General features: G+C 51.5%; 17 protein-coding genes. 2 read left to right on the top strand and 15 right to left on the bottom strand.

Annotated features, from left to right (window positions below):
- Positions 1 to 211: 211 nt before the first annotated feature.
- From NNL38_RS17680 to yhfZ, 9 genes are all read right to left on the bottom strand, one after another.
- On the bottom strand, positions 212 to 778 hold the full coding sequence (locus NNL38_RS17680; protein WP_255391758.1) for a hypothetical protein: 567 nt from the start codon (positions 776 to 778) through the stop codon (positions 212 to 214).
- A gap of 188 nt (positions 779 to 966) precedes the next feature.
- Positions 967 to 2,295 (bottom strand): PTS sugar transporter subunit IIC, encoded by a 1,329-nt coding sequence (locus tag NNL38_RS17675; protein WP_255391757.1) that lies wholly within the window; start codon positions 2,293 to 2,295, stop codon positions 967 to 969.
- A 384-nt stretch (positions 2,296 to 2,679) separates the two neighbouring features.
- A complete protein-coding gene (locus NNL38_RS17670; RefSeq protein ID WP_255391756.1) occupies positions 2,680 to 3,939 on the bottom strand; it encodes a phosphopentomutase in 1,260 nt (419 codons plus the stop codon).
- Positions 3,932 to 5,110 (bottom strand): YhfX family PLP-dependent enzyme, encoded by a 1,179-nt coding sequence (locus NNL38_RS17665; protein ID WP_255391755.1) that lies wholly within the window; start codon positions 5,108 to 5,110, stop codon positions 3,932 to 3,934. Before NNL38_RS17665 ends, NNL38_RS17670 begins: the two co-directional genes overlap by 8 nt.
- 101 nt (positions 5,111 to 5,211) lie before the next feature.
- Positions 5,212 to 6,513: a YhfT family protein gene (locus NNL38_RS17660; protein ID WP_255391754.1), complete on the bottom strand. Its 1,302-nt coding sequence runs from the start codon at positions 6,511 to 6,513 to the stop codon at positions 5,212 to 5,214.
- Positions 6,514 to 6,519: 6 nt separating this feature from the next.
- A complete protein-coding gene (locus NNL38_RS17655) occupies positions 6,520 to 6,879 on the bottom strand; it encodes a DUF2620 domain-containing protein (protein WP_255391753.1) in 360 nt (119 codons plus the stop codon).
- Between the two features lie 26 nt (positions 6,880 to 6,905).
- Positions 6,906 to 7,784 carry a phosphotriesterase family protein gene (locus tag NNL38_RS17650; protein ID WP_255391752.1) on the bottom strand — a complete coding sequence of 293 codons (879 nt, stop codon included), beginning with the start codon at positions 7,782 to 7,784 and terminating at the stop codon, positions 6,906 to 6,908.
- Positions 7,778 to 8,155 (bottom strand): hypothetical protein, encoded by a 378-nt coding sequence (locus NNL38_RS17645; RefSeq protein WP_255391751.1) that lies wholly within the window; start codon positions 8,153 to 8,155, stop codon positions 7,778 to 7,780. The genes NNL38_RS17650 and NNL38_RS17645 overlap by 7 nt, the downstream gene beginning before the upstream one ends.
- 22 nt (positions 8,156 to 8,177) lie before the next feature.
- On the bottom strand, positions 8,178 to 9,074 hold the full coding sequence (yhfZ, locus tag NNL38_RS17640; protein WP_255391750.1) for a GntR family transcriptional regulator YhfZ: 897 nt from the start codon (positions 9,072 to 9,074) through the stop codon (positions 8,178 to 8,180).
- A gap of 221 nt (positions 9,075 to 9,295) precedes the next feature.
- On the opposite strand from yhfZ, the gene NNL38_RS17635 reads away from it, so the two are divergent.
- On the top strand, positions 9,296 to 9,778 hold the full coding sequence (locus tag NNL38_RS17635; RefSeq protein ID WP_255391749.1) for a glutathione peroxidase: 483 nt from the start codon (positions 9,296 to 9,298) through the stop codon (positions 9,776 to 9,778).
- A gap of 17 nt (positions 9,779 to 9,795) precedes the next feature.
- Here the strand turns inward: NNL38_RS17635 and NNL38_RS17630 are convergent, their stop codons facing one another.
- The gene (locus NNL38_RS17630; RefSeq protein ID WP_255391748.1) at positions 9,796 to 10,764 is read right to left on the bottom strand and encodes a CHAD domain-containing protein; all 969 of its coding nucleotides are present in this window, start codon (positions 10,762 to 10,764) and stop codon (positions 9,796 to 9,798) included.
- A 309-nt stretch (positions 10,765 to 11,073) separates the two neighbouring features.
- Between NNL38_RS17630 and hppD the strand changes: the two genes are divergently transcribed.
- Positions 11,074 to 12,150 carry a 4-hydroxyphenylpyruvate dioxygenase gene (hppD, locus tag NNL38_RS17625; protein WP_255391747.1) on the top strand — a complete coding sequence of 359 codons (1,077 nt, stop codon included), beginning with the start codon at positions 11,074 to 11,076 and terminating at the stop codon, positions 12,148 to 12,150.
- Positions 12,151 to 12,216: 66 nt separating this feature from the next.
- On the opposite strand, the gene NNL38_RS17620 is transcribed toward hppD, so the two are convergent.
- The 5 genes from NNL38_RS17620 to NNL38_RS17600 form a co-directional block, all read right to left on the bottom strand.
- The gene (locus tag NNL38_RS17620; protein WP_255391746.1) at positions 12,217 to 12,711 is read right to left on the bottom strand and encodes a MarR family winged helix-turn-helix transcriptional regulator; all 495 of its coding nucleotides are present in this window, start codon (positions 12,709 to 12,711) and stop codon (positions 12,217 to 12,219) included.
- A gap of 93 nt (positions 12,712 to 12,804) precedes the next feature.
- Positions 12,805 to 13,812, bottom strand: coding sequence for a glycine betaine/L-proline ABC transporter substrate-binding protein ProX (gene proX, locus NNL38_RS17615; RefSeq protein ID WP_255391745.1), 1,008 nt, complete (start codon positions 13,810 to 13,812; stop codon positions 12,805 to 12,807).
- Positions 13,812 to 14,912, bottom strand: coding sequence for a glycine betaine/L-proline ABC transporter permease ProW (gene proW, locus NNL38_RS17610; RefSeq protein WP_255391743.1), 1,101 nt, complete (start codon positions 14,910 to 14,912; stop codon positions 13,812 to 13,814). The genes proX and proW overlap by 1 nt, the downstream gene beginning before the upstream one ends.
- Before the next feature lie 3 nt (positions 14,913 to 14,915).
- Positions 14,916 to 16,103: a glycine betaine/L-proline ABC transporter ATP-binding protein ProV gene (gene proV, locus NNL38_RS17605; RefSeq protein WP_255391742.1), complete on the bottom strand. Its 1,188-nt coding sequence runs from the start codon at positions 16,101 to 16,103 to the stop codon at positions 14,916 to 14,918.
- A 320-nt stretch (positions 16,104 to 16,423) separates the two neighbouring features.
- Positions 16,424 to 17,497 (bottom strand): Preprotein translocase subunit SecY, encoded by a 1,074-nt coding sequence (locus NNL38_RS17600; RefSeq protein WP_255391741.1) that lies wholly within the window; start codon positions 17,495 to 17,497, stop codon positions 16,424 to 16,426.
- Between the last annotated feature and the right edge of the window lie 266 nt (positions 17,498 to 17,763).

Here is a 17,763-nt window from a genome sequence, read left to right as displayed (position 1 = left end):
TTTTGGTATGAAAACATCTTTTCAAAAAAAACGCCTGGCAGAGCTCTGCCAGGCGAGGAAATAATAAGGAACAACATATTCTTTTGAAGTGGGCGTAGTGTAGAGCCTGCTTACACAATGCACAATCTTTATTTTTGTTGCTGGATAAACCATCAGTTGCGGTCGGCCTTCTTACAGCTGCTGTTGAGTCTGCCCTCTGTTGAACCGGCCTTCAGGAATGTGAACGTTTACTGTTGAATAAGCGCTTGATTCTGCTCACCAAACCGGATCTTTCCTGCTGGTTGGTCTTTGCGGTATGCCGTCCGACATAATAAGACTGCATGAACCATGAGCGCAGCGCATTCGGGTCATTGTCACGTACCGCCGGAGAGCCGGCCAGAATGGTGGCGGCTTCGTTGGCGTGGTCATTGGCGTAGCTGAAATCGATACCGATATACCCCTGAGCCATAAACCATAATACCGCAAAGTGCTGCACGTCGTTGTTGCTGCTGGTGGTGAACTTCTGCGCTTGCTCACGGCCGATGGTCTCTTCAAAAACAGATTGCACCCGGCTGATGGTCGCTTCTGTGGCTTGAAAGTTTGCCAGCGCTTCCTGGTAGCTCTTTGTCAGTAAACCCAGCACTAAATCGTGTGGCGGCTTGTCAGGCTTTTGCTGAACAACCTTGGCAAAAAAGCGGGTTTGGGTGTCAATCAGTCGGGTGATTTGCTGTTGGTCTGGCTCGCTCAGCTCAAGTGATTGCAGCCCCATCGTGTTAAGGGTGTGGTGGAGATCGTTCATGTGTCTTCTGCTTGCAGGCTTTGGAACATTATATCTTGATTGATCATCTGGATGCCATGTTTATACTCCGGTTGAGATGAACCGTTACCAGCTGTGAACAAGCACCTGAAAGGGAGAGAACAGGGAAGCTATTTGCGGTGAAGGGATCGAAAAGCAGCCCCGTACGCTGGGGCTGCAACAGGAACGCGTTATGCGTTAGAAGGCTTCAACTGTTCGCCACTTTGTTTTTCGGCAGCTTGCTCTTCGATGAGCAACTGCTTTTCATGAATTTTGAAGAACGGGTAGTAGATGATGACGCTGACGAGTACGCACAGAACGACGACGATGGCGGCCGTTCCTGAGTTGGTTGCCATGACGGCACCAATCGGGGCCGGCATGGTCCAGGGTGGCAGTGCAATAATTTTTGAGAGAAGCTCCATTTTGAATGCACCCCAGACAATACAGGTATTAATGATGGGGGACAGCATCCACGGAATGAAGTAGTTCGGGTTCATAACGATTGGCGTTCCGAAAATGACCGGCTCGTTGATGTTGAAGGTGCCAGGAATAATTGACATCTTACCAATGGTGCGTAGCTGCGTGGCACGAGAGCGCATCATCAGGACGACAAAACCCCAGGTACCACCCGCGCCCCCGACAAAGATAAAGAAGTCCAGAACCGGGTTGACGAAGATTTTCGGGAGCGGCTCACCGGCTGCCAGTGCATCCTGGTTCAGACCCAGGTTGATAATCAAAATCGGGTAAAGAATACCACTGACGACTACAGACGAGCCATGGATACCAGCAAACCAGAGCAGCTGAATCAGGATAACAGCCAGCAGGCAAGCAAAGAATGAATCCGACGCAGAGACTAACGGTTTAAATATTTCCATGATGGCGGATGGAATACTTAAATCATAGCTGGCAAGTGTGCCATTAATTGCGACAATAATAACGGAAACAAACAGAACCGGGATAAGCAGGTCAAACGAAGCGGCAATTTTTGGTGGGACGGCATCCGGCAGTTTCAAGCGAATGTTCTTGTCACGCAGGAATCGCTGTAATTCCGGAATAAGCAAGCCACATAATATTGCAGTAAAGGCACCTGTCCCCCCCATATAAGCAACTGACATGACGCTGCCGACGTCATCAATAAACTGAACGGGTGCGACAGCCAGCAGAAATGAAAACATAGATAATAGCCCGGAGTTCTGTGCACGAATGTCGTAAGCACGCGCCAGGCTATAGGCAATACTATAAGCTGCATATAAAGCAAAAATACCCATGCTGACTTGGAATGGCGCCAGGATATTTTTCTGCCCAATCATCTCGATCAGTGAATGCCAGCCGTCCAGAAAGAAGTTTCCGGTGCCCGGCGGGTAAGCTAACACCAGCAGGAGCGAGCCGACAATCAGAAATGGCATGGTTGCTACGAAACCATCTTTAATGGCATTAATATGCCTTTGTGCCGATATTTTGGCTGCCATGGGGGCAACCACGCTCTCGACAAAGACGAGGGTTTTGTCAAATATACTCATAGTGTATTCCTTTCGTTCGAATGATGTCATTCGGGATTAAATTGAGTGCGGCATGGATATATTTACGTCGAACAAATTAAATTTATTGGGGTTATATGATTAAATCCCTTCCTTGGTTGTATATTTAAAATATTAATGTTCAAAATATTGAAAGTAATTGCGACAACTCACACTCAGCTGTATTTATGAATTTTGTTTTGTATTTTGTGAGTTAAATTCCAGATGTTTTTGTTAGGTCCGAAATTTTTATCTAATTCGTAATATAAATTGATTACTGGTCGCTTAAGCTATTTAATAAAAATGAACACCTTGTTTAGGCGATCATTTTTATTCATCATTGAATGTTATTTATCGAAATGTTGTTCAATCGTTCTCAAGATATAATTATTCGGTATCATGTGACTCCGTCGGGTTGAGGTTGAAGGTGAGTGGTGCGAGCAGCGATCGCCCGGACTCCGGCTGCGGGGCTCCGAAAAAATCGGTCACACTGGCGCCGATATCGGCCAGGGTATCCCGGTAGCCCACCTGGACGCCGGTAATTGCCGGGCTGTAAACCATCAGTGGCACTTGTTCACGGGTATGTTTGGTATGGCCAATAAATGGATCATTGCCGTGATCAGCCATCACGATCAGCACATCGCCACGGTTCAGGGTGTCGATAACGGCGGCGAGGCCGCGATCCGCTTTTTCCAGAATGCTCCAATAGCGCTTGGGATCCTGCTGGTGGCCGGACAGGTCGGTTTCCTGCACATTGGCGCAAAAGAAACCTTCATGCTGTTGCAGGTCTGCCAAAAGCAGGGAAAACACCTGGTCGGTATCGACCACTGATGTATAGGAAGTGCCGGTCTCGTTCTGGACGATATCGGCAACTTTGCCGTACAGGTACGTGTGGATCCCGACCTGATGCAGCTGGTGCGGCACCTGGGTCAGGGCATCCACGCCGTAGCCCAGATGGACGACCTGAAAGCCCTGATCATAGGCGCCGGAGTCTGGTGCGTTGACGCCGATATAAGCCTGCTGGCCGTGTTTGTCGGCTTTGGTTTCGATGGCATTGAAAACCTGGTCCATGGACGGAATCAAACCGCCGAACGCAATATTCCGGCTGACCGCGTTGGCCCCGCGGACGATGCGGCCAATCTGTTTCACTTCGTCAAAGTTGATCAGATTGAAGTTGGCGGTCAGGTTGTAGACCTGACCCAAGTCGGCTTCCAGATTATCCCCGATCACCACGCAGCCCTCGACCAACAGCAGTTGCAGAGTGTCCCGGGTGATCCGCGCCGTGGTATATCCCGCCTGAGTGAGCGCCTGCTCAATGGCATCAATGGACTCCTGGAACGGCTTGATTAGCGGCGGTTTCGGCCGGGTCCCCATGATTTCCTGGTGACCCATGAAGGTGTCGCAGCCGAAATGGGCCAGTTTGGCAGTGCCCCAGTTGGCGATGGCAGATGGCTGCATCCGCGATCGGGTCAGGCCGGTGATATTCATCAGCCCCAGTTTTTCCAGCGTCGGCAGCGTTTTGAGCGGAAAATGGTCGAGCAGTTTCACCGCCGTGTTGGCACCGCGATCCTGTGGCCGGATATCGACCACATCCGGCATTTCGCCGACACCGAAACCATCCAGTACCACGACAACAAATTTAGCCATGTTTTACCTCATTACCTTGTGCATCGAATAAACCAAGCAGCGTGGGGGTGTTACCTGATAACCCTGCGACAAGCGCAACATCACTTCGCGTGACAAATATTTGAGTCCGAAATGCCATGATGACAGGCGTGCCGACCTGACAGGGCCGGTCGAGTTGTAGGTGATAATCGATACTGGCCTCATCGTCGTTGCGGACATCGACCAGATGGTCAGTTTCTGTGCCCTGACGGGATTCCCTGATCAGGGCCTGCGCCAAATGGCCGCGGCGATAGTAGCCGCCGCCATAGCAATAACTGGCGTCCCCGAACTGGTGAGAGACTTCGGTGACATACGCCATGGCTACTTTTTCCGGCTGGCTGCCGTCCTGATTCGCCGGCATCGTGCCGGTCAGGGCGTGGCCGGGCTCACCATGGGTACCGCCAAATTGCCGAATTTGCGCCAGGGTCCGGCTGCTGGTGGCTGAAGGAATATTGAGCTGTGATATCGGATAGCCTAACTGACCGGCTTGCTGGCTGGCGGCAAGCAGGGTCTCGAGGTTTTGGGTCGGCTCGGTATCCTGCGACGCCGGGTTATACAAAAAACAGGGGAAGTGGGTCAGTCCGGCAATCTGCAGATTCGGTAACGAGGCAATCTCGTGGCAGATGGCATCCAGGGATTCGATCGGAAAACCGGCTTCCTGATTGGTGTAGAGATAATCGCTGCTTCGGTAGAATTTCAGCAGGACAGGCTGGGTCCGTTTGGCTGCAACGGCCGCTGCGGAGATTTCCTGCGCCTTTTCCAGCGAATAGACGGTGATCACTTCGGGCTGAATGGTCGAGACAATAAAGGGGATATAGCGGCTCGGCGGCTGTACCAGGTGACCGATGTGGCTGATTTTGATGCCTGCCTGATGGAGTTGGCGGGCTTCTTTGAAGTCCACACAAACGATCCCATCGTAACCTAATTCGTCGACCAGAATTTTGGCCAGCAGCGGATTGCGGCCGAATTGCTTGGTCATGCCATATAGCCGGATGCCATATTGATCCGCCGTTGCTTTGATCAGCCGGGCATTTGCCGTGAACTGGTCGACATCGATGACATAGGTGTCAGGCAAAATAGCGCCTTCCTTCAGCAGGGTGAAGGCGCCATCAATGAGTGCCGGGTTTTGTTTTTGTAATGCTTGGAGAAACATGTAAACCCCTTTTTAACGACGAGCAGAGCCAGTCCACAAGCGGAACGCGTGGATAACTGTGAGCTGGGTGAAACGTGCAGACTGGCTCTGGAAGCAGTCTGCTAGACAGTGAACAGACCTAGTACATACAGCACATTCAGTAAGATACCGGTCAGAATGGCCGCAACTGCGGGTGCTGCTATTTTCAGAACCGGACGGCCCATGACTTCATTGAGGAAGAACAGCATGGTGAAAATGGTCAGGCCGGTGGTTGCGCCCATTTTCATGACTGCCAGGACCCCGCCAATCAGCAGCGCAAACTCCATCAGGGTATTCATTGAGTTGCGAATATTGTCTGATGCGTTGCGAATAGAAGGAAATTGCTCCAGGAAGTGACCGACCTTGCGCAGCAGGAAAACCTCAATGCAGATCGTCAGTGCCCCAAGTACCGCGGCAACTGGGATATTCGGTGCCAGGTAACCAACGACAAAGACGAACGTCATGCCGACCACGCCATAGACGCCTGTTGCCAGTGCTGTGGTGGCAATGAGTGGTACAAAACCCAGACCGCGCATGAACTCTGATAGCGCGACCTGTTGCATCGCGGCGTCATGTGCCGCCGGATCGGTGAGTTTATAGGCATCGGCCAGGGCATAGATCGAGACTTCTGACCCGGCAAAGATCCCCGCGTTGGCCACAATGGCAATCAGCGAGCCGGTTGCAGCCAGTAGCGGCAGGTGCTTCATGATCCGCTTGGTGCGCTCTTCAAACAGGCTGTGCATGCCGGACATGTCCGGTGGTGAAATGCCATTCTTCTTGTCGTTGATGTCTTTGTGGATCGCGGTGCCGACCAGCATGACCATGCCGACGAAGATCTGGATGGATTCGGGATAAATCGACGTAAACTGGATGGTCAGTAAGCGTGACAGCAAGACCACCCCGGCAGCAATGGCCCCGGCTTTCCAGCCAAATTGATAGAAAATGGCCAGCAGCGGGAACAGGGCAAACGCGGTCATCACCGGGGTGCCCAACTCACCCAGTGCACCGAGGGCGTCAATCGGTAAACCAGTCAGGACGGCATTGACACCGGAGAGCGACGTCACCACCAGGATTCCCCAGAGACCACCGGCCAGGGCTGCTAGCCAGCGGCTGGCGATCATCACCCCGAGGATGTCCGTGGGGAGAAACAGCAGCCAGGGGTTGAGCAGCCCGGTCGATAAAGTGAATGAAATCCCCACCGAGGCGACAAAGCCGATCGACAGGCCGAATGCGACCGAGCCGGCGTCACGTCGGGTCATATGACCTTCGACCAGCTGTGGCAGAATTGGACGGATCCCGTCATGGAAGACGGAGGCGCTCATGTTGGCGATGAGTGCCGTCATTGCACAGAGTAGGGCGACCAGCCCGATATTTATGATATCCATAACCAGTTACCTGCTAGCCAGTGTATTAATTAACATGGGAACAGCATGCTCGACGTGCTCGACGGAAAGCCCGAACGCGACTTTGCCTTCGCTGACGAACTGCTCGACTTCATCCTGTTTGGCCTGGATGGCAGGTTTGGCGATGGTACAGCTCTGGGCGAAGCCAATGATGGCGATGGCGATTGACAGGGCCGCCCCGGCACCGGTGTTACAGCAGCCGATGTAGTAGTCGAGTTCGCCGTTCTTCACCTTCATCGCGGCTTCCATGTCGTTGAGGATATGGCACTCGAACTGGCCCGGCTGGGTTTGCTCAATTTGTGCTTTGATTTGCTCACGTTGTAAGCCGGCAATACCGATTTTTTTCATAACAGGACCTTTTTATTCTCTGATTATTATTGGAAGAGTTGGTAGGGTGCGTGTTTTAACATGGTGTCGATTTCTGCCCGGCTGATGCCGTTTTCTTCCAGTTGGGGAAGGAACGTATCCATCAGGTAACAAAAACCGGGGCCACCGTTTTCTTTCAGATGTGAACGACGGGTAATATCCATCGAGAGCATGACCCGCTCGAGCAGGCCGCGTTCCGCCAGGGCTTTGAGCATGGCAATGCGGCGGCTGTCGGGGTAGTACGAGTTCTTGCCGATGGTGTCGAACTGGACATAGCAGCCCTGATCCAACAGCCACAGTATATCTTCCAGGTTGTCTTTCAGATCGCAGTGGCCGATGGTGACTTTCTCCAGATCGACACCGAACTGTTTGAACAACTCAATTTGGTAGCGTCCCATGGTGCTCATGGACTGGTGGGTTGAAATGGGCCGGCCGGTCTCAAAATGGGCCATGGCCGCGGCTTCAAACACTTTTTTCTCGGTTTCGGTAAAAGTGTTCTCACTGCTGCCGACTTCACCAATCACGCTGGCTTTGAGGTTGCTGCCGTCAATGCCGTCGACGATCTCTCGGATCATTTCCCGGCTGATCGCTTTTGCTGATTTGGTATACAGATCCGGTGGGAAAAATCCCTCAATGTAATATCCGGTGGAGAGTAAGATATTGATATTTGTATCAGACATTAAACTTTCAATAAATTGAGGATTTCTACCCATAAAAGCGTTGGTCACCTCGATAATGTTATACACACCGCGATCGACCAGCGCGTCCATCTCCGCTCTGATCAGGTCATACTGATCCAGACGGCAGTCGATATTGCCTTTTTGCGGCGAGAGATCGATATGCAGATGTTCATGGCAATAGGTGTAACCGTTTGGGTTGATTAACATGTACCCTCCTCGGCAGCGCTGGCGCAACAGAGCGAAAAGAGATTGCTGAGGAAAAACGAGTTTTCAGTTACCGGCACCTGTACCAGGCCGACTTGGTCAAGGATGCGCTGATTCAGGGCCTGGACTTGCTCGAATCCGTCATCCGCCAGGATCTCATCGAAGATCTCCGGATCCAGTCCCTCATCAACAGGCGCGCCACTCCGGATGCGGTCAAAGGCCCGGGCAAAGTGGGTCATGGCCATCTGGAATTGCTCATTGTCCGGGGTCAGTGCGAACTGTTCGCCGATCAGACGGACTGCAATTTCCGTCGCCTGACAGGCATCAGCGCTGATGACGTTCGCTTGTCGCAGCAGGTTGAGACGTTCCTTCATGATGCGCTCCTGTATAACGGGTTTAGTAGCTCGGGGTGATCTCGCCCCGGACGACTTGTTGTTGGTGTTCAAGTAAAGCCGGAATGTTGATGAGCTTGCGGAGCAGGGTTGTGATGTGCGGGTTGTCCCCGCTGACCAGCATCACAGCCTCTGAAGCGAGTGCGCATTGCTCAATGTGATCCAATGGTTGCTCGGCAAGGCCATATTTTTCCATATCAATGGCTTCCGGCAGCCAGACCACCGCATCTATTTCTCCGCTGAGCAGCAGGTTGAGGCTGTCGGCGTAGTTGATTTCTACAATGGTGACCGCTTTGTCCAGAAAAGCGCCCTGAGTTAGTATTTTCTGGTCTGGTGAGTCCGGATCCACCCCGACGCGTTGAATTTCTTCATATTCCCCCTGACGGAAGATTAACCGGTGGGGAAGAGAGTAGGAGTGTTGGCCCAAATCAATGGCCGTTACAAAGCCGCCGGTGTAAGTCTGCGCTGCCAGCTTGGACATGATGGCAATGTCATGGGTTCCGGCCATCAGACACTCTGCCCGGGCACTGGCACCGCGCATATGGGCAAAGTACAACGGCAGGTCGCCGATTTGCTTTTTTAGCCCGCTGGCCAGCCCTTCGTAGTGTTTGGTGTAGGGGAGGGGCATGGCGCAGACGACGTGAGAGAATCCGGTCAGTCCGGCTAGTGCACGATAGTCCAGCTGACCGATAAACGTGCCGTTGCGCCCCTGTTTTGACAGTGTGACAGCACCTTGTTGTTCAATGGTGGTCAGGGCTTTCTGGACAAAGCCAACGGAAACGCCTATATCTTCAGATAATGCGTCAATGGTCCGCAGCCGATCATTGACGGACGTTGACATTAAGTAGCGGGCAATATTGATAATTGCTGCCCCTTCTTTACTGATATATTGCGTTTTCATAACACCTGTTTTTATCTTCAATATTTTGAATGTTTAAAATAGCACCAAGTTTATCGTTTCGATAGTACTCTGAAAGAAAGATGAGAACTGACTCGAAATTTTATTTGAGCACCTTTGTGATATCGGATAGGCACCATCATAAAAATGGGCGTTTAATTCTAATTTTCTCTGCTAAGGTAGGCGGTGATATTCAAGATTCAGGGTGAAAAGGAGGGAATCAGATGACAAGTTTCTACGAGCTGTCGGCGAAAAATATCCGTGGCGAAGATGTGGTGATGAATACATTTGCCGGTAAAGTGGTGTTGGTGGTGAATACGGCAAGCGAATGTGGTTTTACGCCGCAATATCAGGGATTGCAGGACTTGTATGCCAAGTATAAAGATGACGGGTTGGTGATCCTGGGTTTTCCCTGTAACCAGTTTGGCGGCCAGGAGCCGGGTAAAAACGAAGAAATTGCCCAGTCATGCCAGATCAATTACGGGGTAGAGTTCCCGATGTTTGAAAAAGTGGATGTCAACGGGGCGAATAGTCATCCGGTGTTTCAGTATCTTAAACGTGCCCAGCCCGGACTGTTCGGTGACAAAATTAAATGGAATTTTACCAAGTTTCTGATCGGCAGGGATGGTCAGCCGCTGAAGCGTTTCGCGCCAACCAAGCGGCCTGAATCAATTGAAGGTGAGATTGTCAAAGCACTTCGAGCTTAATCTGTGGACTGATATCGCTAGCATTCGCAGTGGTACAAGGCCTTAAAGCTGGCGACATTGTCCTGACTGATAAAGCTGCTTAGTTTCTGGATCACCCGTTCCTTGGATGCCAGGTGATTTTGCCGGGTAACTTTTTTTAACTCGGCAATCGCCCGGCGGTTCAGACTGGGGACTTCGTGACGTTCCAGATAACTTTCGAAAAAAATCAATTGGGTGGATGAGTCGTTAAAATCTCCCAACTCATCTTGTAATTGCTTTAAGTGGCGAATTTGCACTTTAGTTGTTTTCGTCGGAAAGAGCGGTGTGAAATATTCCAGCAGGTACCGCAGTTTTTTACAGCAGATCCGAAGCTGGTGGATTTGCTCGTCCGGACTGTTGCTATCGAGGCTGCTGCAGATCGTCACGGTGCGTTGAAAACGCTTCCAGATGATCCCCTGGGCAAAGGCTTTACTCTTCTGGCGCCCTTTGTTGACCGGTGTGGCTTCCAGCTCTTTGATCAACCCTTTCACCTGCTGGCACTGCTGCTCGTAATTATCTGTTTTTAGCCATTTCTTTACGGCTTTATGGGTGGCTTCCCGCTCATGCTGTAATGCGTCAAAGAAACAGCTGAGCCCCTGGTGATGCCGATGATCGAGTTTCGAAAAATAGTCATCCATTTGCTCAAGAAAGACATCCAGATCCCGTAGCTGATTGGTTTTTTGCATCAGTGTTTTGAGGGCCAGGTTCAGCATCTTTTTCTGTCGTGGCAAAAAAAGGGTTTTCATCAGGCTAATCAGAACCCGGCAGCGGCGCAGGGAGACCCGGTACTGGTGGAGGAACTCGATATCATCATCACGGATGATCCCTTTTTCATGCAATCGGGCGTGATGAAACTCATTGAGCAGAAAATGATAGGTTGGCAGGTAAATCTCTTCTGAAGCCTTTAATGGAACATCCGGCTTTTTTTTCTTCGGCAGCTTTAGCTTATCTCGCTTATTCACATTCATTTGTTCACCTCACTATCAATGATAGACCTTGAAATTTAACCGTTGAAAGGTGAGCGTGAAATTTGCCCGGCAGGTAGCACATCGGCATGAGCTATCGGATTGACCCGTGGTTGCCGGGTGCTGCCTGTGAAGGTGTACAGCCCGGCCGTGGGTTTGACTGACTCAAATTGTCTCTGGCAATCGTGGTTTACAAGTTGTATTTACATTTGTGTAACATTGATTTCTCTGCAAATGTCTCATCCTTAGGCAGGAAATGCTAATCCTATAAGTAATGGTTACACATCATACAAACAAAGTGAGGAAAAAAGGATGAACAAAATGATTGATAATCCAATGGGAACGGATGGCTTTGAATTTGTAGAGTACACAGCGCCGACTCCGGAAGGGATTGCCAATTTGAAGAACCTGTTTCGCCTGATGGGTTTTGCCGAGGTGGCCAAGCATAAGCATAAAGCGGTTTGGCTCTACCGTCAGGGAGACATCAACTTTATCGTTAACGGTGAGGCCCATTCACAAGCGGCCGGGTTTGCCGGTGTGCATGGTGCCAGCGTGAATGCGATGGCCTTTCGGGTTCAGGATGCCAGCCAGGCATTGGCGTATGCGGTTGAGAAAGGGGCGACCCCTTGCGCAGCCCAGGCGGGCCCTATGGAGCTCAATATCCCGGCGATCTACGGGATTGGCGAGTCGTTGATTTATCTGGTAGATCGCTACGGCGAGCACGACATCTACGAGATCGACTTTGACTATTACCCGGATTACAAAGAGCGGATGGCGGCGTTAGACGCCGGGCTGAAAGTGATTGACCACCTGACCCACAATGTGCAGCGCGGCAACATGGATCTCTGGTCCAGCTTTTATGAGAAGATTGCGAACTTCCGCGAGATTCGTCACTTTGACATCAAAGGGAAAGTGACCGGCTTGCTGTCGCGCGCGATGACGTCACCTTGTGGCAAAATCCGGATTCCGATCAATGAATCCAGCGATGACAAGTCCCAGATTGCCGAATATCTGGAACAGTACAACGGGGAGGGGATCCAGCATATCGCCCTGAGTACAGATAACATCCTAGCCACGGTCAAAACGCTGAAAGATGGTGGCCTGGCCTTTATGGACACGCCGGATACTTACTATGAAGGCATTAACAAGCGCGTCCCGCAACATAAGGAAGATATCGCTAAACTTAATGAGCTGAAGATTCTGATCGATGGCGATCAAAGCGGGATTCTGCTGCAAATCTTTACCGATACCGTGATCGGCCCTGTCTTCTTTGAGATTATTCAGCGTAAAGGGAATGAGGGCTTCGGGGAAGGGAACTTCCAGGCGCTGTTCGAATCGATTGAGTTGGATCAGATCCGTCGTGGGGTTCTGGACGTGGAATCGAAATAGGAACAAAGAAACCGAGCGGGGCCGGGTCGGTGAGTCGGTACAGACTCACCGGACGGCACCATCGGATTACTGGCGGGGAGTGTGATGCTGCCCGCTGTGGTCAAAGCCGACTTCCAGTACAGGTGCAACATCCAGTTCCTGGGCATTCATCATGGTCGATATCCGCTGGACAGAGGATAAGATCAATGTCTGCTCCCACTCATTCAGCCGCTGAAACTGCTTAATGAAATTATCCTGCAGGGGCAGAGGCGCCTGATCCAACACAATATCCCCCTGCTCGGTTAAGTACGCATTGACTTTCCGGCGATCTTTGGTATTTCGGCATCGGGTCACCATGCCGCGTTTTTCCAGGCGATCAATAATACTGGTGGCCGTTGCCTGGCTCATATTGGTATTGATTGAGAGCTGGCGAATGGTCACTTCACCAGAACTTCGAATCGCACGCATGATGAGCAGTTGCGGGCTTGTGAGTCCGAAGTCTTTGTTCAATTGCCGCGAATGCAGATCGACAGCACGAATGATTTGCCGAATCGCGATGAGTACTTCTTCATGGATATCCAAAACTCCCTCCTTCTGATGTGTTTCAGGGGTCAATGTATGGGATGAGAAAAAAGAGGCCGCCGCAGCGGCCATCCGGTGTTGCAATGCGCTGTGTTACAGCTGTGCTTTTTTCGCTTCGGCAATCCAGCGGTTGAACGTATCCTGATTTGCGTTAATCCAGCTATTGGCGTGCGCTTCAATATCTTTTTGCGAGTTGCTGCCTTTGCTCATCATCATGTTTTGAGCACTGACAGCGTTAATGTCGAGCTTCATGATTTCAAACAGGCGTGCAGCAGCCGGGTTCTCTTGCGCGAATTTTTTGTTGGCAACAATTTTCATTGAGTTCATTTCAAAGCCAAAGTTCTTGCCGTTTGGCAGCGTCGTATCAATGTTTTTGCGCTCACCCGGCAGGGCAGAGAATGGAACCTCCAGCCAGACGACATCTTTGCCTGGAACCAGAACACCACTCACCCAGTATGGGGTCCAGGTGTAATAAAGGATCGGGTCGCCTTTTTTATAGCGGGAAATGGTATCGGCAATGATGGCCGCATAGTTCCCCTGGTTGTGAGTGACCGTGTCACGTAGTCCGTAAGCCGTCAGCTGCTCTTCTATTACCAATTCACAACCCCAACCTGGGTTACAGCCGGTTAAGTCTGCTTTACCGTCATCATTGGCATCAAACAGCTTGGCGATTTTTGGATCTTTCAGCTGGGCAATATTGGTGATGCCGTATTTTTCAGCGGTTTTCTTATCGATCAGGTACCCCTGCGCCGCACCAGAGATATAGTCGCCATTACGGAAGAATTTGTTGTCGCCGCCGGCCATCGTGTATTTATCAGCATGGAGCGGGAACCACCCCACCGCCAGGAAAGTGGCATCCCCCTCGGCAATTGAGGTGTAAGCGACGTTATAATCAACTTCTTTGGTCGGCTTCACGTCATAACCCAGTGCTTCAAGTGCTTTATTGACGATTAACGTCTGGAAGGTCTCTTCGGCAACGGTTGACTGAACCGGCTGAACCATGACGCCTTCGCCCGGGAGGGATTCAGCGTAGGCAGAAGTTGCGACTGCCGCAGTCAGTAGTGTTGTGAGTGTTAAACCTGTCTTCCATGAATAGTTCATTATTGCTCTCCTAGTTTTTTCGCAGGATTAGATGATGAAAAGCGTTTTTTCAGACGATAGATCACAGATACCGGTCCGGTTTGATACCAGCGGGTTTTGTTGTCACGACTTTCGGTACCAATAGTTTGTGTGATGCGATCAAGCAAAATAGCCAGGATCACGATGCCGAGGCCACCGACTGCAGCCATCCCCATATCCAGGCGGCCGATACCGCGCAGCACCATTTGCCCCAGACCGCCGACGGCAATCATCGAGGCGATCACTACCATCGACAGCGATAGCATCAGGGTTTGGTTGACCCCTGCCATGATGGTCGGCATCGCCAGCGGCAGTTGGATGCGATAAAGCATTTGTTTCGGGTTGGCCCCAAAGGCGTGGCCGGCTTCAATCAGCTCTTCCGGCACCTGCTGGATCCCCAGAATTGTCAGCCGGACAATCGGTGGCAGGGCGAAAATAATGGTCACCACAACCCCCGGGACGTTCCCGATCCCGAACAACATGACAATGGGAACCAGATAGACGAACGCCGGCGTGGTCTGCATGGCATCGAGCACCGGGCGGACAAACCGGGCGGCGGTATCACTGCGTGAGAGCCATATCCCCATCGGCAGGCCGATGAGCAAACAGAAGAACACCGAAGTCATCACCAACGCCAGGGTGACCATAGCTTCGGACCAGGCGCCAATCAGGCCAATCGACAGCAGTGAGAGCAGAGAGGCGATCCCCATACGCGGCCCGGCCAGCTGCCAGGCAATCAGGAACAGGATCAGCAACATCAGCGGTGCTGGTGTGGCGGTCAATGCCGTTTCAAATGAGGTCAGGATAAAATCAATCGGGACCCGGATGGCCTGGAACAGGGGGCGACCATGTTCGACCATCCAGTTCAGGGCGGTTTCGACCCATTGATCGAACGGGATCACTGCATCCTGAAACGGATGAAGCCAGTCAAAGGCCTCCGGTTCGGTCGGCGCGGCCTGGGTTAACCAAGAGGGATCTCCACCGCTGGTGGTATCCGTTGCCCAGGGATCGGCTGGCGCACTTGACGTCGACCAGGGATCGCTTGATTCCGGTGCGGTGTTGGGTTGATTCTCAGTCGCCATGATTTACTCCCTGTCCAGTGTCTGTAGCAGGCGGGATTTAGTGATCACGCCATAATATGTGCCGTCCTCATCCACGACGGGCACGGCATAAGGCACATCAGCCACCTGGCTGATTAGCTCACCGAGGGGCACATTGGGTTGAATCGAAATGGTGTCTTCAAGCAATGCACTGCTCAGAGAATGTTTTTCTCGGTGGGCTTGCTTGAGTGAGTCGATGGAAACGATGCCGGTATATTTGCCGTCTTTTTCCACCACAATGCCGTATTCGCGATCATGATCCATCAGCATCTGCATGGCGGCAGCCGGACCATCATTCTGATTTTTCTTGAACATGGCGGCTGGTTTCTTGCGGGCAATGTCTTTGGCCGAGAACACGGTGGCGACATTGACACCGCGGAAAAATGAGCTGACGTAATCGTTGGCCGGGTGGTGGAGGATCTCGTCCGGGGTGCCGACCTGAACCACAACGCCATCTTGCATAATGGCGATGCGATCGCCAATGCGCATCGCTTCATCCAGGTCATGGGAGATAAACACAATGGTACGTCGGTCATCGTTTTGCAGTCGGATCAGCTCATCTTGCATTTCGGTGCGAATCAGCGGGTCAAGGGCTGAAAAGGCCTCATCCATCAGCAGAATATCGGGGTCATTGGCCAGCGCACGGGCCAGACCGACCCGTTGCTTCATCCCGCCGGAGAGCTCATCCGGGTAGGACTCGCCGTGGGAGCCGAGACCGACCCGTTTGAGGGCGGCGAGTGCTTTTTGGTTGCGGGTTTCGAGATTGACACCGGCAAGCTCCAGTCCAAAGGCAGCGTTTTCCAGTACCGTCATGTGCGGCATCAACGCAAAATTCTGAAAGACCATGGAGATTTGTTTGCGGCGGACCTCGCGCAGTTCATCATCGGAGATGTGGGCGATATCTTTGCCATTGAGCAAGACATTGCCGCGGGTCGGCTCGATTAGGCGGTTCAACAGGCGAACCAGGGTGGATTTGCCTGATCCGGAGAGTCCCATGATCACGAAAATTTCACCTTCATTGATGGATAAAGAAACATCCTGGACCCCAACGGTGAGTCCGGTCTGGTCGAAAATCCGATCTTTATCCAGCCCCTTTTCCAGTAGGGGGAAAGCCTCTTGGGGTGTTTCTCCAAACACTTTGTACAGGCTTTGAACTTCTAACATAGTCGACATGAGTTGCATCCTTGGCATTGACTTTGTTTTGCGTTGTAGAGCAAAAAAGTGCAAATTTCTATAGAACTCTAAACATTATTGTCGGCGCTATCAAGGTTCTTTTTGGTGTCTAATAATGTGTATACCGTTAAAATATTGATTTTAATTGAATTATTTTCGTGATGATGGCTTTATTGGTTAGATGTGTAATGGTTTGTGTCGTTGTCTTCTGCTTATTTAAGAAGTATAGAAGAAATTAAAAAGCCCGCAGCAAATCAGTGTGATACTGATTGATCGCGGGCCAGGGGGAAATGATGGGCGTGTGGCGTTAACGGTTTGTGTTAACTTTCAGTAACGCCATGCCACTGGTAGTGATTATTCGGCTTTTTGCTGACAATGCCTTCGCTGAGCAGTTGTTTAAAAATCGCATCGACTTCTTCAGCGCTGATCTTCAGGTAACGGCTGACAGCCCGTTTTGTGCAATTGACCTGGTTGGTACTCAGAGCCTCGATCGTCTGCTGGTACGGCGTCTGTGCCTGAGGTGGTTCAGCGTCGGTAGAGGTCGTTTCGCTTGAGTCTGTATCGGTTGACGTAGCCGGCTCTGTCGACGGTGATGCCGGTTGCTGAGCATCGTCTGCTCCCGACTGATGGCCCGGCTGCGGTGTTGCCCGCTGATGCGTCAGGAGCTCCGGCGCCGGTGTGGTTTGATCATCAAAAGCATCAATGGTGATTGGGTTCACCCGGCGAAACTGGTTACGAAACCGTAGTTCTTCACCAATCAGGCCAACAAAAAAAGCCGCGAAGAAATCAAGCAACACCGACAGGAAGATCACCAGCCCCAACTGAGCGGTCTGGGTCTGAACGTTGAGCGACTTGGCCAGGCTGTCAATCAGGCCAAGAACGGATCCCTGGCTGACAACAGGCAAACTGTCGCGCTCGATGGCCAGTGCTTGCTGTTGCTCTCGTAGCTTGTTGTTTTCACGTTGGATCCGAGTGACGCCAGTGGCGATTCGCTCCATTTCAATATACTTCTCAGCGGCCACATTATTGAGCTGGATTTGCTTTTCAATCGCCTCGATCTGCATGTTGTAGCTGTTGATTTTGCTTTGCTGCACATTGACATGGCTTTGCGCCTTGTTGGTCGCACTATTAATCCCGCCAATAGAGCCGCCGATCGAAATGGCGGCCAGTACACTGTAGAAAGCAAATGCGGAAAAAGCGCCGGTGTAGTTGCGGCGGGCACGGCGTTCGCCGAATTCGTACCAGGCAAAAAACTTACCCAGTTCGAAGATCACGGCCAGGCCGCCGAACAGCAGCTGCATGACCGGATCTTCATCAATGGAAAGAAATAGCAACAGTGAGAAAATGATAGATGCAAGGATTGATGCGCCGGTAAAACCGTATACCGTCCACATCGCGAAAGCTCCCTTGGGAAAGCGTACCGGTAGTGTATCGTTGTAAATCATAAAAATTGGGCCTGTATCGTAAAGCGCGCTGGCTGTACTACGGGGCTTGTCGGAATGTCCGCCAAGCCGTAATCAAGCGGTCAAAAGGTGGCTTAGGATACCCCATTCTATTGTCTGAGCCCTTATAAAATCAGGCTTCCGGCGGTTTTACGGCGGAATTTTACACGGCGCTTTCATAACTGGATGAATCTTCACCAGGCATCACGAATGCCTGC

The organism is Photobacterium atrarenae (assembly GCF_024380015.1).
In the GTDB taxonomy this organism is placed as follows: domain Bacteria; phylum Pseudomonadota; class Gammaproteobacteria; order Enterobacterales; family Vibrionaceae; genus Photobacterium; species Photobacterium atrarenae.
Note: the sequence above shows the minus strand (reverse complement) of the source record. Positions and strands in the feature narration are given on the sequence as shown.